At 44.8% G+C, this 18,916-nt stretch carries 16 protein-coding genes; 13 read left to right on the top strand and 3 right to left on the bottom strand.

The features are described 5' to 3' along the window. Positions 1–142: 142 nt before the first annotated feature. From rbsD to A6D97_RS13525, 6 genes are all read left to right on the top strand, one after another. Positions 143–562 carry a D-ribose pyranase gene (rbsD, locus tag A6D97_RS13550; protein ID WP_065584613.1) on the top strand — a complete coding sequence of 140 codons (420 nt, stop codon included), beginning with the start codon at positions 143–145 and terminating at the stop codon, positions 560–562. Positions 563–662: 100 nt separating this feature from the next. Then, positions 663–2,168 (top strand): ribose ABC transporter ATP-binding protein RbsA, encoded by a 1,506-nt coding sequence (gene rbsA, locus A6D97_RS13545; RefSeq protein WP_065584612.1) that lies wholly within the window; start codon positions 663–665, stop codon positions 2,166–2,168. Continuing rightward, the gene (gene rbsC / locus A6D97_RS13540; RefSeq protein ID WP_017060855.1) at positions 2,165–3,151 is read left to right on the top strand and encodes a ribose ABC transporter permease; all 987 of its coding nucleotides are present in this window, start codon (positions 2,165–2,167) and stop codon (positions 3,149–3,151) included. The genes rbsA and rbsC overlap by 4 nt, the downstream gene beginning before the upstream one ends. 127 nt (positions 3,152–3,278) lie before the next feature. Next, entirely contained in the window at positions 3,279–4,157 is an 879-nt protein-coding gene (gene rbsB / locus A6D97_RS13535; RefSeq protein ID WP_017060856.1) for a ribose ABC transporter substrate-binding protein RbsB, read from the top strand. Between the two features lie 191 nt (positions 4,158–4,348). Beyond that, entirely contained in the window at positions 4,349–5,293 is a 945-nt protein-coding gene (gene rbsK, locus A6D97_RS13530) for a ribokinase (RefSeq protein ID WP_017064747.1), read from the top strand. A 152-nt stretch (positions 5,294–5,445) separates the two neighbouring features. Next, on the top strand, positions 5,446–6,447 hold the full coding sequence (locus A6D97_RS13525; RefSeq protein ID WP_017064748.1) for a substrate-binding domain-containing protein: 1,002 nt from the start codon (positions 5,446–5,448) through the stop codon (positions 6,445–6,447). Between the two features lie 84 nt (positions 6,448–6,531). Here the strand turns inward: A6D97_RS13525 and A6D97_RS13520 are convergent, their stop codons facing one another. Both A6D97_RS13520 and A6D97_RS13515 read right to left on the bottom strand, forming a co-directional pair. Further along, a complete protein-coding gene (locus A6D97_RS13520; RefSeq protein ID WP_065584611.1) occupies positions 6,532–7,323 on the bottom strand; it encodes a carbon-nitrogen hydrolase family protein in 792 nt (263 codons plus the stop codon). Positions 7,324–7,505: 182 nt separating this feature from the next. Continuing rightward, complete coding sequence (locus A6D97_RS13515) at positions 7,506–7,916, bottom strand: lysozyme inhibitor LprI family protein (protein ID WP_017067713.1); 411 nt, start codon at positions 7,914–7,916, stop codon at positions 7,506–7,508. 345 nt (positions 7,917–8,261) lie between these two features. Here A6D97_RS13515 and A6D97_RS13510 point away from each other — a divergent pair, with 345 nt between their 5' ends. From A6D97_RS13510 to A6D97_RS13490, 6 genes are all read left to right on the top strand, one after another. Further along, positions 8,262–9,833: an EAL domain-containing protein gene (locus A6D97_RS13510; RefSeq protein ID WP_065584610.1), complete on the top strand. Its 1,572-nt coding sequence runs from the start codon at positions 8,262–8,264 to the stop codon at positions 9,831–9,833. A gap of 96 nt (positions 9,834–9,929) precedes the next feature. Further along, on the top strand, positions 9,930–10,328 hold the full coding sequence (locus A6D97_RS13505; protein ID WP_017064752.1) for a hypothetical protein: 399 nt from the start codon (positions 9,930–9,932) through the stop codon (positions 10,326–10,328). Positions 10,329–11,116: 788 nt separating this feature from the next. Beyond that, positions 11,117–11,365 carry a type II toxin-antitoxin system Phd/YefM family antitoxin gene (locus tag A6D97_RS13500; RefSeq protein WP_004730320.1) on the top strand — a complete coding sequence of 83 codons (249 nt, stop codon included), beginning with the start codon at positions 11,117–11,119 and terminating at the stop codon, positions 11,363–11,365. Next, on the top strand, positions 11,355–11,645 hold the full coding sequence (locus tag A6D97_RS13495) for a type II toxin-antitoxin system RelE/ParE family toxin (protein WP_005377002.1): 291 nt from the start codon (positions 11,355–11,357) through the stop codon (positions 11,643–11,645). Before A6D97_RS13500 ends, A6D97_RS13495 begins: the two co-directional genes overlap by 11 nt. A 341-nt stretch (positions 11,646–11,986) precedes the next feature. After that, entirely contained in the window at positions 11,987–12,148 is a 162-nt protein-coding gene (locus A6D97_RS22055; protein WP_170791828.1) for a hypothetical protein, read from the top strand. Then, positions 12,138–12,905 carry a reverse transcriptase domain-containing protein gene (locus A6D97_RS13490; RefSeq protein ID WP_065584609.1) on the top strand — a complete coding sequence of 256 codons (768 nt, stop codon included), beginning with the start codon at positions 12,138–12,140 and terminating at the stop codon, positions 12,903–12,905. The genes A6D97_RS22055 and A6D97_RS13490 overlap by 11 nt, the downstream gene beginning before the upstream one ends. 316 nt (positions 12,906–13,221) lie before the next feature. Here A6D97_RS13490 and A6D97_RS13485 read toward each other — a convergent pair whose 3' ends face one another. Next, positions 13,222–15,819, bottom strand: a complete 2,598-nt coding sequence (locus tag A6D97_RS13485; protein ID WP_065584608.1) for a nitrate reductase — start codon at positions 15,817–15,819, stop codon at positions 13,222–13,224. A 472-nt stretch (positions 15,820–16,291) separates the two neighbouring features. Between A6D97_RS13485 and nirB the strand changes: the two genes are divergently transcribed. Further along, positions 16,292–18,874, top strand: coding sequence for a nitrite reductase large subunit NirB (gene nirB, locus A6D97_RS13480; protein ID WP_065584607.1), 2,583 nt, complete (start codon positions 16,292–16,294; stop codon positions 18,872–18,874). The last annotated feature ends 42 nt before the right edge of the window (positions 18,875–18,916 follow it).

The raw sequence follows: 18,916 nt of genomic DNA, 5'->3' as shown, positions 1-18,916 counted from the left end.
GTTTCGATGATCATTATCACACTCTAAAACAATCAAACGTGCAAATGATAAATCAGACACTATTATCACTATCGAAACGTTTCGATGGCTTTTCTTGAGTTGTTCTCAACCCATCAAGCGTTATTTTTCGATAGGTCGTGATATGAAAAAAAGTACTTTAATAAACTCTGAACTCTCTTACCTAGTGGCGACTCTTGGCCACACAGATGAAATCACGATTTGTGACGCGGGCCTGCCGATTCCAGACCACGTAACTCGTATTGATCTTGCTTTGACTCACGGTGTCCCAAGCTTTCAGCAAACGGTAAAAACCATGCTGGATGAATCTCAAATCGAAGGCGTTGTGATTGCAGAAGAGTTTGCGAAAGTAAGCCCAGAGAACCACGCAGCGCTGATTGATTTAATCAAGACAGAAGAAGCACGTTGTGGCAAATCGCTTTCTATTACTTACATCACTCATGAAGAATTCAAACAGCGAACGCATGAAAGCCGTGCAGTGATTCGCACCGGTGAATGCACACCATACGCAAATGTTATTTTCCAAGCTGGCGTAACCTTTTAGCTCAAGCAAAACGCAACGACAGCTCAGTGTCATCACTGAACCAAAAACAATACATAGACAGAATAATCAAATACAACTGGCCCCGAGTAAAGGAACCGACATGACTCAAGCCATTTTAGAACTTAACTCAATTGAGAAAGCCTTCCCTGGTGTTAAAGCACTGGATAAGGCAAGCCTCAACGTTTATCCAGGACGCGTAATGGCGTTAATGGGTGAAAACGGTGCAGGTAAATCAACGCTCATGAAAGTGCTGACAGGTATTTATCACTTGGACGGCGGCACTATCGCCTACCAAGGAAAACCTGCTGCATTTAAAGGGCCACGTGATTCTCAACAAGCAGGCATTAGCATAATTCACCAAGAACTGAATCTAATTCCTGAGTTGACCATCGCCGAGAACATCTTCTTAGGTCGTGAAATCACTGGCACCATGGGTCGTATCTTGTGGAACGAGATGTACCAAGAAGCAGACAAGCTACTTAAACGCCTTAACGTGAAACACAGCTCGAAAACACCTTTAGGCCAGTTGAGCCTTGGTGAGCAGCAAATGGTAGAGATCGCGAAAGCCCTATCGTTTGAATCTAAGGTCATCATCATGGATGAACCAACCGATGCGCTAACCGATACCGAAACTGAATCTCTGTTTAAGGTGATTAACGAACTGCGCGATGAAGGCTGTGGCATTGTTTACATCTCTCACCGTTTGAAAGAGATCTTCGAGATTTGTGATGACATCACAGTGCTTCGTGACGGTAAGTTCATTGGTCAGTGTGAAGTAAAAGACACCGACGAAGATGGCCTAATCGAAATGATGGTTGGTCGTAAGCTAGAGGAACAATATCCACGTATCGGCCAGAGCCACGGTGAAACTTGTCTTGAAGTGATTGGCCTGACGGGTTCTGGTGTTCACGATGTTAGCTTTACGCTAAAACGCGGTGAAATCCTGGGTGTATCTGGCCTAATGGGCGCAGGTCGTACCGAACTGATGAAAGTGATTTACGGTGCCCTTCCAAGTGAACGCGGCGTCATCAACCTTGAAAACAAAACCATCAACCCTGTAAGCCCGAAAGACGGCTTGGCCAATGGCATTGCTTACATCTCTGAAGACCGTAAAGGCGATGGCTTAGTTCTAGGGCTTTCTGTTAAAGAAAACATGTCGTTATGTTCACTTGACCTACTAACAAAGAGCGGTCAAATCCAACATAAAGACGAAGTGATTGCAGTAGATGACTTCATCAAGCTATTCAACATCAAAACCCCGACGCGCGAACAGATTATTGGCAACCTTTCTGGTGGTAACCAACAGAAAGTGGCTATCGCTAAGGGCTTGATGACCAAACCAAAAGTACTGATTCTCGACGAGCCAACGCGCGGTGTCGATGTCGGTGCTAAGAAAGAGATTTACCAACTCATTAATAAATTTAAAGCCGACGGCATGAGCATCATTTTAGTCTCATCTGAAATGCCAGAAGTGTTAGGAATGAGTGACCGCATCATGGTGATGCATGAAGGCCGTGTAAGCGGTGAATTTGATGCTAAAGAAGCAAACCAAGAATTATTACTGGCGTGTGCGGTCGGTAAAAAGATCAACGAGGACGCAGCATGAGTACTAAAACCATGAGCAAAACAACTGAAGCTCCAAAGAAAAAACCGTTAATCAGCAAAGAGTGGCTGATTGATCAAAAGTCATTGATTGCTTTGCTCTTCCTGATTGTTGTCGTTTCTTTCTTAAACCCGAACTTCTTTACTGTCGACAACATCCTAAACATTCTGCGCCAAACCTCGGTTAACGCAATTATCGCTGTAGGTATGACGCTGGTTATCTTAACCGCGGGTATCGACTTGAGTGTTGGTTCTGTACTGGCGCTTTGTGGTGCGTTCGCAGCCAGCATGATTGGCATGGAAATCCCTGTGATGATCGCAGTACCAACCGCTCTTGTAGCAGGTGCAGCATTAGGTGCGATTAGTGGTGTGATTATCGCTAAGGGTAAGGTTCAAGCCTTCATCGCAACGCTTGTCACCATGACACTACTTCGCGGCGTAACCATGGTTTACACAGATGGTCGTCCTATTTCAACAGGCTTCACAGACACAGCAGACGCATTCGCTTGGTTCGGTACTGGCTACGCAATGGGTGTACCGGTTCCAGTATGGATCATGGTCGTGGTATTCGCAGCAGTATGGTACCTACTTAACCACACACGCTTTGGTCGCTACGTTTACGCACTGGGTGGCAACGAATCAGCAACTCGCCTATCAGGCATCGACGTAGACAAAGTAAAAATCGGTGTTTACGCAATCTGTGGTCTGCTAGCTGCAGTGGCAGGCATCATCGTGGCATCGCGTTTGTCATCTGCTCAACCAACCGCAGGTATGGGTTATGAGCTAGACGCTATCGCAGCCGTAGTTCTTGGCGGGACAAGCTTAGCTGGCGGTCGTGGCCGTATCATGGGCACATTGATTGGTGCTCTGATTATCGGCTTCCTAAACAACGCCCTAAACCTACTAGACGTATCTTCTTACTACCAGATGATTGCAAAAGCAGTGGTTATTCTTCTGGCAGTATTGGTCGACAACAAAAACAAATAAAACCTATTCACACTCTAGGTTAATACAAGTAACACCCTGTTTTACCTTAAAATATTAGAATCTATAAATAATGTAACAACGAGCTAGGACTCACCTCTTAGCTCCCCCTACACAAAGGACTTACACCATGAAAAAATTAGCGACTCTTATTTCTGCTGCTCTTCTTTCTACAACAGTATCTGTGTCTGCACAGGCGCAAGATACAATGGCAATCGTTCTGTCTACATTGAACAACCCATTCTTTGTAACCATGAAAGATGGCGCAGAAGCGAAAGCTGAAGAGCTAGGCTACAAGCTTATCGTTCTGGATTCTCAAAACGACCCAAGCAAAGAGCTGTCGAACATTGAAGATCTAACCATTCGTGGTGTTAAGGCAATCCTGATCAACCCAACAGATTCAGACGCCGTGTCTAACGCAATTCGCATGGCTAACCGTTCAAACATCCCAGTACTAACACTAGACCGTGGTGCAAGCCGTGGTGACGTAGTGAGCCACATCGCTTCTGATAACGTAATCGGTGGTGAAATGGCAGGTCACTTCATCATGGAAAAAGTAGGCGAAAAAGCGAAAGTAATCCAACTTGAAGGTATTGCTGGTACTTCTGCAGCTCGTGAACGTGGTGAAGGCTTCATGAATGCAGTAAACGGCAGCGACCTTGAGCTTCTTGCAAGCCAACCTGCTGATTTCGACCGTACTAAAGGTCTGAACGTAATGGAAAACTTGCTTGCTGCTAACCCAGATGTACAAGCAGTATTTGCTCAAAACGATGAAATGGCACTAGGTGCACTTCGCGCAGTTCAAGCGTCAGGTAAAGAAGTGATGATCGTTGGCTTTGATGGCACAGACGACGGCATCGCTGCTGTTAACCGCGGCCTACTAGGCGCTACAGTTGCACAACAACCTGACCTAATCGGTTCTCTAGGTATCGAAATGGCAGACAAAGTACTGAAAGGCGAAACAGTAGACGAGTACGTACCAGTACCTCTAAAAATCATCGCTAAGTAATCGTTACTAGGTAACGCGATATAAAGCAGGGAGTTCCCTATCTCCCTGCTTTGATTGGCTCGCTGACTCAAACAAAAGCAAACCCCGACAGTGCATCGCTGTTTCTCATTCCGCTCACAAAAGAGAGCGCACTTAACACCATGAGAAAGACCCATGCATTTTCAAATACGATATATCATAAGGCTCGTATCATGACTCAACTGATTGTTTTAGGTAGCGTTAACGCTGACCACGTACTGCAAGTTCCTTCGTTCCCTCGTCCGGGTGAAACCTTGATTGGCGGTAACTATCAGGTCATCCCTGGCGGTAAAGGCGCAAACCAAGCAGTCGCTGCTGCGCGATTAAACGCAGATATCGGCTTCATCGCCTGTGTCGGTGACGACCCATTCGGCATCAACATTCGTCAAGACTTCGCTAAAGACGGCATCAACATCGACGGTGTTATCGTGGCAGACAACACGCCAACTGGCATCGCGATGATCCAAGTATCCGCAACGGGTGAAAACAGCATCTGTCTTTCTGCAGAAGCTAATGACAAGCTGACTTGCGACCAAATCGAACCACATCTAGAGAAGATTCGCGGAGCCAAATACCTGCTAACTCAACTTGAAACGCCAATTGAAGGTATTGAGTACGCTGCGAAAGTAGCAAAAGAGAGTGGCACGCAAGTCATTCTAAACCCGGCTCCTGCTCGTCCATTATCGGATTCACTGCTTGCTTGTGTTGACGTGATTACACCGAACGAAACTGAAGCAGAAGTGCTGACAGGCATTACCGTGACGGACAACGCGTCTGCTCATCAGGCTGCGTTGGCTCTGCATGCTAAAGGCATAGAAACGGTAATGATCACGCTAGGCGCGAAAGGCGTGTGGGTGAGTCATCGCGGTCAAGGCAATGAAGCCAGCGAAGGTGAATTAATCGCAGGTTTCCGTGTTGAAGCAACAGATACAACTGCCGCAGGTGACACCTTTAACGGCGCGTTGGTGACAGGCTTGCTTGAAGATATGCCACTTGAGCGTGCGATTAAATTTGCTCATGCTGCAGCTGCTATCTCTGTGACACGCTTTGGTGCTCAAACGTCGATTCCAAGCCGTGCTGAAACCGATGCGTTTTTGGCAGAGCAACTGTCTGCTTAGTTTGATACCTATTTGAAGGCCTAACTTCTGAGCTAAACCGTGGTTAACGGATGTTAGCCTTCAAATTCGGTAACAACAAATAACAAGAATAAGCCCCTGTTTTCAGGCAGAATATCGCCCAACGTGGAAGGTTATTCCCACAAGGATTTTTTATGGCAACAATGAAAGACATCGCACGGCTCGCAAAGGTTTCGACTTCTACCGTGAGCCACGTGATCAACAAATCACGCTTTGTCAGTGAAGAGATTGCTGAGCGTGTTAACAGTGCGGCTAAAGAACTCAACTATGCGCCTTCTGCATTGGCTCGCAGCTTGAAAATGAAGCAAACCAAAACCTTGGGAATGCTAGTGACCACATCCACCAACCCATTCTTTGGCGAAGTGGTAAAAGGTGTGGAACGTCGTTGCTACGAAAAAGGCTACAACCTTATCTTGTGTAACACCGAAGGCGATAGCGAACGCATGAAATCCTCTATCGATACCTTGCTGCAAAAGCGAGTCGATGGCCTGATGCTAATGTGTTCTACCCTTGAAGGCGAACATATCGATGTATTCGAGCGCTACCCAGAACTGCCTGTTGTAGTCATGGATTGGGGCCCTATGTTGTTTGCGAGCGATAAGATCCAAGACAACTCGCACCAAGGTGGCTACATGGCAACTAAGCACTTGATAGATAACGGTCATTCTCAAATTGGTTGTATCACTGGCCCACTGCACCGCAATCAAGCTTCGTCTCGTTATCAAGGCTTCAAGCAAGCAATGGAAGAAGCCAATTTAGAGATCAACCCTAAGTGGATTGTTGAATCCAACTTTGAATGTGACGGTGGTTTTGACTCTTATCAGACATTGAAAACTCGTGGCGAAATGCCGTCTGCCTTGTTCGTCAGTAACGATATGATGGCGATGGGCGTGATTCACGCTGCGGCGCAAGATGGCACATCGATTCCGAATGATCTGTCTATCATTGGCTACGATGACATCCACCTGTCGAAGTACATGACACCCGCGTTAAGCACTGTCCACCAGCCAAAACATCGTTTAGGTAAAGCCGCAGTGGATACGCTTTTGAGCAGATTACAAACTCCAGATGCTTATCCGCAAGTCGTTGAACTTGAACCTACTCTTGTTGAACGAAGCAGCGTAAAAGCCATTTAAAGCGCCTTCTTAGAGATCTAAACAACAAAGGGCAAGGTTAAAAAACCTTGCCCTTTTCGCTCCTAATGCACTTCACTTATCTTCTTAGCGATTCAACACAGATGCGATTTGCTGTATTTCGTCTAACACATCAACGCCATTGTATTGCGGCGCAATCGAGAGATCTTGAATACTCACAGTTTCTACAGATTGCTTGTCGTTGAGCTGAAGCATTAAGTCACCCTTTGGTGAATAGGTTCTACTGCTACCAGAATAAGTCGCGGCAAACGCATCAACCACATCCTGCCCAACGCGATTACACGTCACGACATGACACCCCTCTTCTAAAGCTCTCGCTTGAGCAATAGCAAAGCTATGATGACCACCAAAATTCGCGGGATGTAGAATAACGTCGACCGACTGATACGCCCTCATGATCTCCGAGAACCAAATATCAAAGCAAATTGCGACACCAAACTTTAAGCCCTTGTGCTCAAATGTAAGGAGCTCACACCCACGTGAAAAATACTGTTTGTCGAATTTGGTTTGACTGACTTTTCTGTATTTATGAAGTAAACCTGAACCATCAACCACCACGACGCTATTGTAATATTGGCCGCTATCTTTCTCGGCAATACCAGCAACAATCAAGGTGTGATACTTCGCTGCCATCTGAGTTAATGAATCAATAGTAGTACTGTCGTTGAAGTCTTCAGCCAGTTCATGAATTTCTTCAGCATCGTTAAAAATATACCCAGTAGTGAACAATTCAGGCAACAGAGTGATATCCCCGACTGTCGATTCCGCTTCCAAAAGATCAGAAACCGACTCAATGTTCTTTTGTTTGTTTTTGTATTCAACCTCAAGCTGAATAAGAGTGATGCTGACATTATTCAAAATCGAATCCTTGCTAGGTAATACTTCAAACTGTAACGCTTCAAGCTTTAATACTTCAAACTAGAGACTAAGAACTAAGAACGACAGAGTAAGGCAATCCCCTATCGCTTTCTTATTCGCACGCCAAAGGTTGAAGCAGGCGCACAGTCCTGTACGCATTTCAAATCTGCCTACGGCGCTAATTAAGGCTCTGGTAAAACGGGAGGCGTGCTGTCCATATAGGTTAAGAAATTCACCCACACCTCATGCGTGCGCTGCTTGGTTAACGTCATCTTGCAGGAAAGCGCCATAACCCCTCGAATAGAACCTTCACGCCATTGGGTGTACACAGAATCACAATGTGCTGTCATGTACGCCTGCCAGCTCTCCTGAGCCTTCTTAATTGACGCCACCAGCTCAGCATCATAAGCATTGTGCTCAAAGCTGGCTGCAAGGTATTTATCCAGTTCCGCTTGTGCAGATTCCAACTCAATTGCCGCACAGTGATTGATCTCGATGGTATTCATCGCATTCTCGCAATCAACAACACCTTCGTAGGCCAACGCAGAGAATGAGAAGCACACCGCTATGAGTGCCGATATCAGTTTTGTCATAATCATCCTTTATGCTGCCACCACCAAAACGAATCGTGTCGTGACTTTATTTATTTAAACGTGGCTCAATATTTAGCTCATTCAGCTCATTCAGCCAGAGCAAATAACAATAAAATTTATCAGGATATAAGCATTTGTTATCCGCATAAATCATCAAAAATGACGCCTCGCCAACTCAAATAAATGAGATAACGCTCAGATTTTGCTGGTAAAACTAGAAAACATATTATTTATATCAATAATTCGTGCCTGCACTCACACTATTAATTATTTATATTGCTACCTAAACGCTAACTTTATAAATTAAATCGAATGCTCACATAAATCGGTAACGCTTCTCCAACTATGGATATCAAGTACCAAAACATTGCCAAGACTTCATTTTACTTTGCCATCTCTTTCTTTTTTTCCATGGCAATGCTCATTCCTTTTACACCGTATCACTACCAAACATTAACCGAAGACACATCAAGGTTAGTCGAAACCAGGTTAGAAGGGATCCAATCAAGGTTCGACCGTTTTTTATCTGAAGTTAGACCTGAACAGTCATGCGACGCGATCGTTAGACAGCTTCGACAAAACGTTTTTGAAGCCGATTGGGTAAAAGAAGCAGCGGTATTCAATAAACAGAACCGATTTTACTGTTCAACCACCGATGGTGACGTTTCATTTCGCCTATACAGCACCATCAGGCAGCGACTCAATGACGACCCGAATTTAACAACCCTGTCGTATTCCAACTCGGCCATCACGCAAGTTCAGTCCATCATGCTCATTTTCTCGAACAAAGAAGATGCCGGAGTGAGCCTGATGATTCCGCCACACTTCATCTATGACCTTGTTGAAACAAACCTGAGCAGCCATGGAATACAGGCCAAAGTTGAAGTGATCAAAAGAGATATCTACCCTACCGATATTGACTCATCAATCGCCAAGGTGCGGATACAATCAAACAGCTACCCGTTGACCATCACCTCATACATTGGGTATCAGTTTTATCTTCACTTCATGTTGAGCTATTTATGGTTTGGCTTTTTGATAGCCGGAATCACCACCATAATTCTCCTTTCCATCAAACATAAGAAGCAGAGCCAACGTAGCTTAGAGTATTCGCTTTCAAGTGCGCTAAAAAACCAACACCTTCATGTTCACATGCAGCCTATCGTTAACCAAAATACCAACGAGATCGTCGGCTGTGAGTCACTATTACGATGGAACGATCCAATTGAAGGTAACGTCTCCCCGGCTATTTTCATTCCGCTTGCTGAAAGCTTAGGCTTGATTGAGGAGCTCACCTACTTCGTGCTGCGCAAAGTATTAATGACGTTGAAAAGCAATCAAGACGTGTTCGAATCAAAGTACATCAGCGTCAACATCAGCCGCAACGTTGTGTCCAACAGTAACTTCTCTAACAAGGTGATCAGCATCTTTAAAAGACACCCTGAGATCCTCAAGCAGGTGGTATTTGAAGTAACCGAAGATGGTGAATGTTCTGATGCCGATATGGTCAAAATTAGGGACAACCTAACCAAGCTTGCGAACATGGGAGTAAGAGTTGCGATTGATGATTTTGGTACAGGCTACGCAGGGTTAGATTTCGTAAGACAGTTCCCGTTCAGCATTCTCAAAATTGATCGCGTGTTCGTGAAAAACATATCCGACGAATCCAGCTTTGGTCTCCCTTTGCTAGAGTCCATGCTTCAACTATCACGCACCTTAGGGATGCAAGTGATCGTAGAAGGTGTTGAGTACGAATCCCAAGTGAAAATCTTATCTAAGCTCGGTGTCGACTATATCCAAGGCTTCTATTTTTATAAGCCGATGCCGATAAACCTGATTATCAGCTTACTCAAGCAGCAGCATTTTGAGTCCGATAACGTTGAGGAACAAACCAACCAGACATTCCTTGTTACATAAGGCACTAAAAAACAACGAAAGAAAATGCGAAGGCTATGGGTCTCCTTTAATGAACATTTAAACCATCGCATCATTGAATGCATCACAAGGGATATCATGGAAAAGACACTTCAAACCAAACTGGCGACTAGCCTACTACTGCTGAGAATCGGCATTTTTATCGTCTTCTTATTCTGGGGCTTGGATAAGATCCTTGTCCCTGAGCACGCGACAAAAGTACTGTCTGGCTTTTACGGCATCGACATCTCGAACAATGCGATGATGGCTCTGGGTGTCGCGCAGCTCGGATTTTTAGGCGCATTCGTTGTAGGCATGTGGAAAAAGTACACCTACGGAGCCATTTTAGTCCTTCATGCAGGCTCAACCTTTTCCTCTTTTGGAAAATACATGGACCCGTTCAACAACCTACTGTTCTTCGCCTCTTGGCCAATGCTCGCAGCCTGTATCGCAATCTTCTTACTTCGCAATTACGACACTTACAGCGTGTCCAACTAACACAAAGGGCGCCGTTATTGGCGCCCTGTTTGGTTGGGTTGATTCTTATCAACCTAAAATACTCTGTTAGCTGTATGACCCTATTTTACATTTCTATAAGTTACTAGAAACCCTGTCAAACCTATTGAGAGAGCAGCAATACATACTCCCCTTAGTATTGCATCATTGAGATAAGCTGAGTAGAAAAGCATTGCAATAAATGCACTACATGACACCAAAAAAGGTGCAATTGAACGATGGGTAAAACGTGAAGTATCAACCACACTATAACGATCTAGAACCAAATCCAAGAGCAAGAGCATGTGCATAACAAACAAAACATTTAGTACTGGAAGTACCCAGTAAAACCAACTATCTACAGGAAAGCTAAATAGTTGAACAAAGGTAAGGTGAGCCAATATAAAAAACAAAATACTTTTCCAACCATTCGAACTACTTTGTACTTTAATGCGGTATGTTCGTCGGGCGACAGAAGCAAGTGGCTTGACTGAAGAAACCCAAATAGCCAACCAAACTATAAGTAATACCATGGTTCAAGAGCCTCTAAATTAAGGTTTACGCAGCTATTTTGAATTAGATATCTAGAACTATTATCCCAAGATATCGACACTTTACGCCTTGCTAAGGTGTGAGCAAACCAATACCTTAGCCTCCGCATAATACCTTAAACACATAAACCAACGCATAGTAAAAATGCCACGCGTTGCGAATTATTCTTAAGCAACTTGTTATACCTCTTGGTTGAGGCTAAAATGACCAAAACAAAGACCACTTAAGAGACCTATTACATGACCACTAGAATTTTAGCCGATGTTGCTGCAAGCATTACTGAGTTGAAAGCTAACCCTATGAAAGTTGCAACTAGTGCTTACGGTGAACCTGTTGCTGTACTGAACCGAAATGAGCCAGCATTTTATTGCGTACCAGCCGAAGCGTACGAAATGATGATGGACAGACTCGAAGATCTTGAACTACTAACTATTGCGAAAGAGCGTGAATCTGAAGAGAGTATTTCGGTAAATATTGATGACCTATAAACTCGACTTTAAAAAGAGTGCACTCAAAGAGTGGAAAAAGCTTGGCTCAACGCTTCAACAACAATTTAAGAAAAAGCTAATCGAGCGTTTAGATAACCCGCATGTTCCGGCTTCAAAACTCTCTGGAGCTGACAACATGTATAAGATTAAGCTGCGCCAATCGGGCTACCGTCTCGTCTACAAAGTTGAAGACGATGTCATCATTGTAACCGTCTTAGCAGTCGGAAAACGCGAACGTAGCGATGTTTACCGTAAAGCTATGAAAAGGTTAGATGATTGATTGCGGTAGCCGCATTAAGTGGTGAGCAACGCACGACCACTGAACTTAAAGTATTGTGCCGTAGACACTTAACTTGAAGCAAACCAAAAATGCCGAGCGTTGGGAATCCCTCTTAAATGCTTTGTATGCATCTTTTTATTGATTAGAACAACAGCTTGCATATAATACAAGTCCCTGACATTAGGCGACAACGTCGTCACCCTTCATAGATGTCACAATGTGATGCTTATAGGATGCTAATGGGAATTATTGTTATCAATGTTTCTCATAGTTGTCCTAGTTAGTTAATTTAAAGTCGTGCGCTCGCGCTAGGCATGTCGGGGTGATATGGAGGGTTATGTATGGATAAACAATCTAAACATAGCCGAGTTAAAGAGCGTATCAATTTGCTAACGTCTATCATGGGCTTTGTAGTGATGCTACACAAGTTCGTGCCAGTTGCAATTGAACTCTTTAACATGGCTTTTAATTACCCAAGCACTAGAACGAAAAATGATTTATAAAGCTAGTTGGTCAAATCGATTTGAAGTAAAGCCAGACCGTTGGGTCTACAACCCTACCCCTGAAAGTAGAACGCTAGGGCAACAAATCAACAAACTACTGAATAAGTCGTGGAAGAAACCCTCATATTATTACCATTTACGTAATGGCGGTCATGTAGAAGCTTTAAACATACATTTAGAGCATCTGTATTTCGCAACTATCGATATTTCTGACTTCTTTGGAAATATCAGCCGCTCTCGCATTACAAGGTCGTTGAAGCCAATCACCGGCTATGAGAATGCTAGAAAAATAGCTAAGCTCTCTACGGTTAAAGCTAGTAAAAACTACTCTCATAGTCACCATTTACCCTATGGTTTTAACCAGTCTCCAATACTTGCATCGATTTGCTTGTTTGAGAGCACATTAGGGAAATATCTCGACAAGCTAAGTAAAAGCGAAGAAGTTCGTATTTCTGTTTACATGGACGACATCGTTATCTCAGCACAATACGATGAACTACTAAACAAAGTATTTGGTGAGGTATTAGTTGCCGCAGAAAAGTCTAAATTCGTGCTGAGCGAAGAAAAAACGAAGCCAGTCGCGATGAAAACAGAAGCTTTTAATATCGTGATAACTCATAGAAACATGAAAGTTGAATATGACCGATTCATCAAGTTTCAACATGCTTATTCTGCAAGTGATTCTGAAGCTCAAAGACATGGCATTGGCTCATATGTGGGCAGTGTAAACAAAGCACAAGCGAAATTGTTGATTTGATGCTTAACAGCTATATTAGACAGAATAATTCTATATTTTGTCCCTGAAACAATTCTGTCTAGTTTCCAAGACACACGACACTTAGTCTAATAACTCATTTAATAACATTATCTTACCTACTTATCTTCGTATCAAACATGACGAAAAGCAGAAATTTTCCATATAGTTTCTGCAAAATGCAGAAAACTCCCCAATATGTGAGTAAACCGCAGCTCGATAATGAATAGTCATATCTTTGAATATCGTGTTTTCAAACAAAAACGCCGACGTAATTGTCGGCGCTTAACTCTTGGTATTAATAGGTTAGAGGTAGTTACTACTTCGCCATAGTACTCAAAAACTCGGCTTCGAACTCTTCATCGGCTTCTCGGGTTAGGCATTCCACCAGCCAGTCGATGCTTTGGTGATCTAGCTTACTGTTGACCACAAAGGCTTGCTTTACGCCAGATTGACCCAGCTTGGCAGAGCCGTAGTTCTTGAATGATTTATTGCCGTGGTAATGGAGTGATTTAATCGCTTCTGCGTCAGGTTCTGGCAAGGCATCGAGGGTATTAGCAAGCTGAATCACCAACTCCATTGGGTTCTTAGAGGAAGATATTCGATACAGAAAACCGCCCTCCACTCTTTGGCGAACCCAGTAATCAAAGCCACTGCAGTCCATCACTTTGTCGCTGACCAGTGCGGCTTCACTACGATAACCACACGGCTCTACGACAACAGGTGTGTGTTTGAATTCTGGCTGGCCTGATGCAGCATCGGTATGAGGCAAGATCAAGTCACATGGTTTACTGTCTTTGGCGGTCGGTGCGTTCCAGTGAATCGGCATGAAGACTTGTTCACGGCGCATCTCTTTGGTCACCACTAAGCGCGCTTGGCACTCCCCTTGTGCGCTGCGCACTTTCACCACAGGGTTAATAGTCGCGTGGTTGAAAGCATCTAGCCCAAATTCATCCAAGTTCAGTTCTGAAACGGTATCTGGGTGGATGGCGACAAACGGTTCTGGGGTGTGTTCACCTAAGCCTGCCGCCAAACCTGTGCGGCTCATGGTGTGCCATTGGTCTCTGATTCGACCTGTGTTCATGATAAGCGGGAATTCAAGGCTGGTATCGGCAATCGGTTTGTCGTGCTCAACTGCAATAAACTGCGCTTTGCCAGATTCTGTAAAGAACTCACCATTGGTGAACATGCGTTGCTCAATGATCTCTGGTTGATACTCTAACACTGGCCATTGCTGTGGAGTGAGTTCGCCATAGCCTTTTTCATCCAGTTGCGTGAGTCCAATTAAGCACAAGTCTCGCGCTTTGCCCGTTTCATTGCCGAGCGCTGTCATCTCGCAATACTCTTTGAAGATCTCGCCTTCGTGGCGGTAATCAAACTGCTCTTTGAATCCCATTTTTTGCGCCACTTCTTTCAAGATCCACCAATCCGGTTTGGCTTCCCCTGGGCTTGGTAACACGCGGCGCTGGCGTGAAATTCGGCGTTCAGAGTTAGTCACGGTGCCCGACTTTTCGCTCCACCCTTGCGCGGGCAGCACTACATCAGCCAAGCGAGTGGTTTCCGTATCGGCAATGCAGTCAGATACCACCACAAATGGGCACTTCTCTAATGCGGCTTTGATTTTTTCGCTGTCAGGCAGGCTCACAACTGGGTTGGTTGCCATGATCCACACGGCTTTGATTTTGCCTTCATTCATGGCATCAAACAGGTCAATCGCTTTTAAACCCGCATGTGTGGCTAAGCTATCGGTTTGCCAGAACTCGCTGACGGTTTGGTGTGATTGCGGATCACCAAATTCAAAGTGCGCCGCTAAGGTATTGGCTAAACCGCCCACTTCTCGGCCACCCATTGCGTTCGGCTGGCCCGTTACAGAGAATGGCCCCATGCCCGGCTTGCCAATTTTCCCGGTGGCTAAATGGCAGTTAATAATGGCGTTTACCTTGTCGCACCCTTGTGTCGATTGGTTCACGCCTTGAGAGTAAATGGTCAGCACCTTCTCGTTCGATGCAAACAAGCTGTAGAACTGTTTTAGCTGCTGCTCTGTTAACCCTGTAAGCTCAGGAACACTTTTGTCGCCCCAGCCTGATTCGGTATAACCTGACTCTGTATAACGGTAGTGAGTCGCAGATCGAATCGATTCAGTAAAGCCTTGGGTGTGGTTTTCTATGTAGTCTGCATCTAGCTTGTCGTTATCATCGAGGTAACCCAATAAACCATTGAACAATGCGACGTCTGAGCCTGATTCCAATGCCAAGTGAATGTCTGCGATTTCACAAGTGTCGGTATAACGCGGGTCGATGACGATAACTTTCAATTCAGGGTTGGCTTGTTTCGCGGCTCTTAATCTTTGGAAAAGTACCGGGTGACACCATGCTAAGTTGGAACCTGTAATCACGACGAGTTCGGCTTGCTCGAGATCTTCGTAGCACACCGGTACTGTGTCTGCGCCAAATGCTCGCTTATGCCCGACCACGGTTGAAGCCATACACAACCTAGAGTTACTGTCGATGTTGCCACTACCAATGAAGCCTTTCATCAGTTTATTGGCAACATAATAGTCTTCGGTAAGCAGCTGACCAGATACATAGAACGCAACCGAATCGGCCCCATATTCTTCGATGGTTTGATTGAATTTGTCTGCGACCAACTGAGTGGCACTGTTCCAATCTAGCTCTTGTTTTTGCTCATTCTGAATATGAGCAGGCTGTGTAAGACGACCTAAAGGCGTGACGGTGTCGCCGAGCGCAATCCCTTTAGTGCATAGCTTTCCATAGTTTGATGGATGATCTTTATCACCACGCACTTCTAGTTTTCCTAACGATGTCGGTCTCGCTTCTATTCCACACCCTACACCACAATAAGCACAGGTTGATTTTATCCAGCCGCTGTTTGAATCGGTCATCCGTTTCTCGCTCAATTATCCATAATTGTAATAACTGAAACCAAGCAAATAGCACGCCACTTAACACCAGCCGACAAAAATGAAATATTTCACATTAAAAACAACAACTTAATAAAAACACAAATATCAACAACGAACCAAACAGAACTTAACCAAGATAGAAACTTAATTTTTGCACCATCTTGCAGAAAGTTGCACCACAAACGCTCATTTATATAAATATAACAAAAATTTTACATACCACTTTAGGGGTAATTACGTGCCACCTGCAATTTTTAAATCACTGAAATATATATATTAAATTTTATTTAAATGAACAAATCGCAATCTGGCACCCTCCTTGCTCCACTAGAAACCAAGACTTAGAAAAAACATTTTTGTTTTTCTTGATGATTATGAATTGAGTGGAATCTCAACCCGGTATTCATCTGCTAACGATTAGAAATTAGACGCTAGTGATGGTGACGCCGAGAATAAGGAATGGATTATGAGCAAGAAGAAAATCGTCGTTGTTGGTAACGGTATGGTTGGACACAAATTTATCGACAACATCCTGCAATCAGAGAGTGATGAGTTTGATGTGATTACTTTTAGTGAAGAGCCAAGGCTGGCCTACGACCGTGTTCAGCTAACGGCTTACTTTAATGGTAAAAGCGCTGATGACCTGTCATTGACCAGTGAAGAATATTATCAAAGCAACGGCGTGAACTACTTGTTGAATCAGAAGGTTGCCAAGCTAGACACCGCCAATCAACAAGTCATCACTGAAAGTGGTCACGTTGAAAGTTACGACAAGCTAATCTTGGCGACGGGCTCTTTCCCTTTTGTTCCCCCTATTCCCGGTAACGACCAAGAACACTGTCACGTTTATCGCACCATCGAAGACTTAGACGCCATCGAGCTTTCAAGCAAAGGCAGCAAATCTGGCGTGGTGATTGGTGGTGGTCTGCTTGGCTTAGAGGCCGCAAACGCAGTCAAAAACCTTGGCTTAGAAACCCATGTGGTTGAATTTGCTCCACGCCTGATGGCCGTTCAGTTAGATGATGGTGGCGGCGCCCTACTGCGCAGAAAGATTGAAGACCTTGGTGTGCAAGTTCATACCGAGAAAGCGACCTCTGAAATAGTCGACGGAGAAAACGCTCGCTACCGCATGAACTTCGCAGACGGCACCCACTTAGAAACCGATATGATCGTATTCTCTGCCGGTATTCGCCCTCAAGATGAGCTAGCAAGAAGCTCTGATGTCGAGATTGGCGAGCGTGGCGGTATTGTGATCAACAATCACTGTCAAACCAATATCGACAACGTTTACGCCATTGGAGAATGTGCCCTTTGGGATAACAAGATCTTCGGCTTAGTGGCTCCCGGTTATTCGATGGCAAAAGTCGCGGCTTCGCATATTGTCTCTGACGGTACTGACGACGCTGCGTTCACTGGCGCCGACATGAGCACCAAGCTCAAACTGCTTGGCGTCGATGTTGCCAGTATTGGTGAAGTGCACGGCAAGACAGAAGGTGCTCAATCGTATACCTACAACGATGAAATAGAACAAGTTTATAAGCGCCTGATCATCTCGGCTGACGGCACAAAGATTGTTGGTGCTGTGTTAGTGGGTGATGCAGAAGCCTACGGTTCGCTACTGCAAATCAAACAAAATGACATGCCTCTTCCTGAAAACCCATCAGTGCTGATTTTACCTAACGTGGCCGATGATTCTGGCTCTGCAATGGGTGTTGAAGCTCTGCCTGATAGCGCTGTGATCTGTTCATGTTTTGATGTGACCAAAGGCGATATTAAAGAGGCCGTTTCAGCTGGCTGCACCACGATGGCTGCATTGAAAGAAACCACGAATGCTTCAACAGGTTGTGGCGGTTGTTCTGCCCTTGCGAAACAGGTTCTCGATAGCGAGCTAAGTAACCTAGGTGTGGAAGTCTCTAACGATATCTGTGAGCACTTTGCTTATTCTCGCCAAGAGCTTACCGACATCATTCGCGTCAACAAAATCAAGACCTTCGACGAGCTGTTAGATTCTCACGGCAACGGATTGGGCTGTACTGTGTGTAAACCGGCTGTCGGTTCGATTCTGGCTTCCTACTGGAACGATTACATCCTTGAAGATCAACATATCGAGCTGCAAGACACCAATGACATCTACCTTGGCAACATGCAAAAAGACGGCACTTACTCGGTAGTTCCGCGTATTGCTGGCGGTGAAATCACTCCAGATAAATTGATTGTTTTAGGCGAAGTCGCTAAAGAGTTCGACCTGTACACCAAAATCACGGGCGGTCAGCGTGTCGACTTGTTTGGCGCACAGCTTAACGAACTGCCTATCATCTGGAAAAAGCTGATTGATGCAGGTTTTGAAACGGGCCACGCCTACGGTAAATCGGTTCGTACCGTGAAATCTTGTGTCGGTAGCACTTGGTGTCGATACGGTGTCGACGACAGTGTTGGCTTAGCGATTCGACTTGAGAACCGCTACAAAGGCCTGCGTTCACCACACAAGATCAAGTTTGCGGTTTCTGGCTGTACTCGTGAATGTGCAGAAGCCCAATCAAAAGATTTTGGCATTATCGCCACCGACAAAGGTTGGAACCTCTACATCTGTGGTAACGGCGGTATGCGCCCTCGCCATGGTGACCTTTTCGCTACCGACCTTGATGAAACCACACTCCTTAAATACATCGACCGCGTTTTGATGTTCTACACACGTACCGCAGACCGCTTACAGCGTACATCGGTATGGATGGAGAACCTTGAAGGCGGCATCGAATACCTCAAGCAAGTCGTGATTGAAGACAAGCTCAACGTTGCTGAAGAACTTGAGGCCGATATCGCCCTCAACATCGAAAAATACCAGTGTGAGTGGAAAACCACCATCGAAAACCCTGAAAAGATGAAACGCTTCCAGCACTACATCAACAGCGAAGAAATGGACACTAGCCTCTCTTTCATCAAAGAACGAGAGCAGCGTTTTCCTAAGCCGAGCTTGAGCTCTTCTTCCGATTCAAAACGCGATGAAAAGCTCGCTAAAGCAGACCAAATCGAAGTGACTGAGGTTTCATAAATTTCATCAGGTTCATCAGGTTCATCAATAAAAAAATAAAAA

This window comes from Vibrio sp. ZF57, assembly GCF_001691235.1.
Classification (GTDB): Bacteria; Pseudomonadota; Gammaproteobacteria; order Enterobacterales; family Vibrionaceae; genus Vibrio; species Vibrio crassostreae_C.
This window is presented reverse-complemented; position numbering and strand designations above follow the sequence as displayed.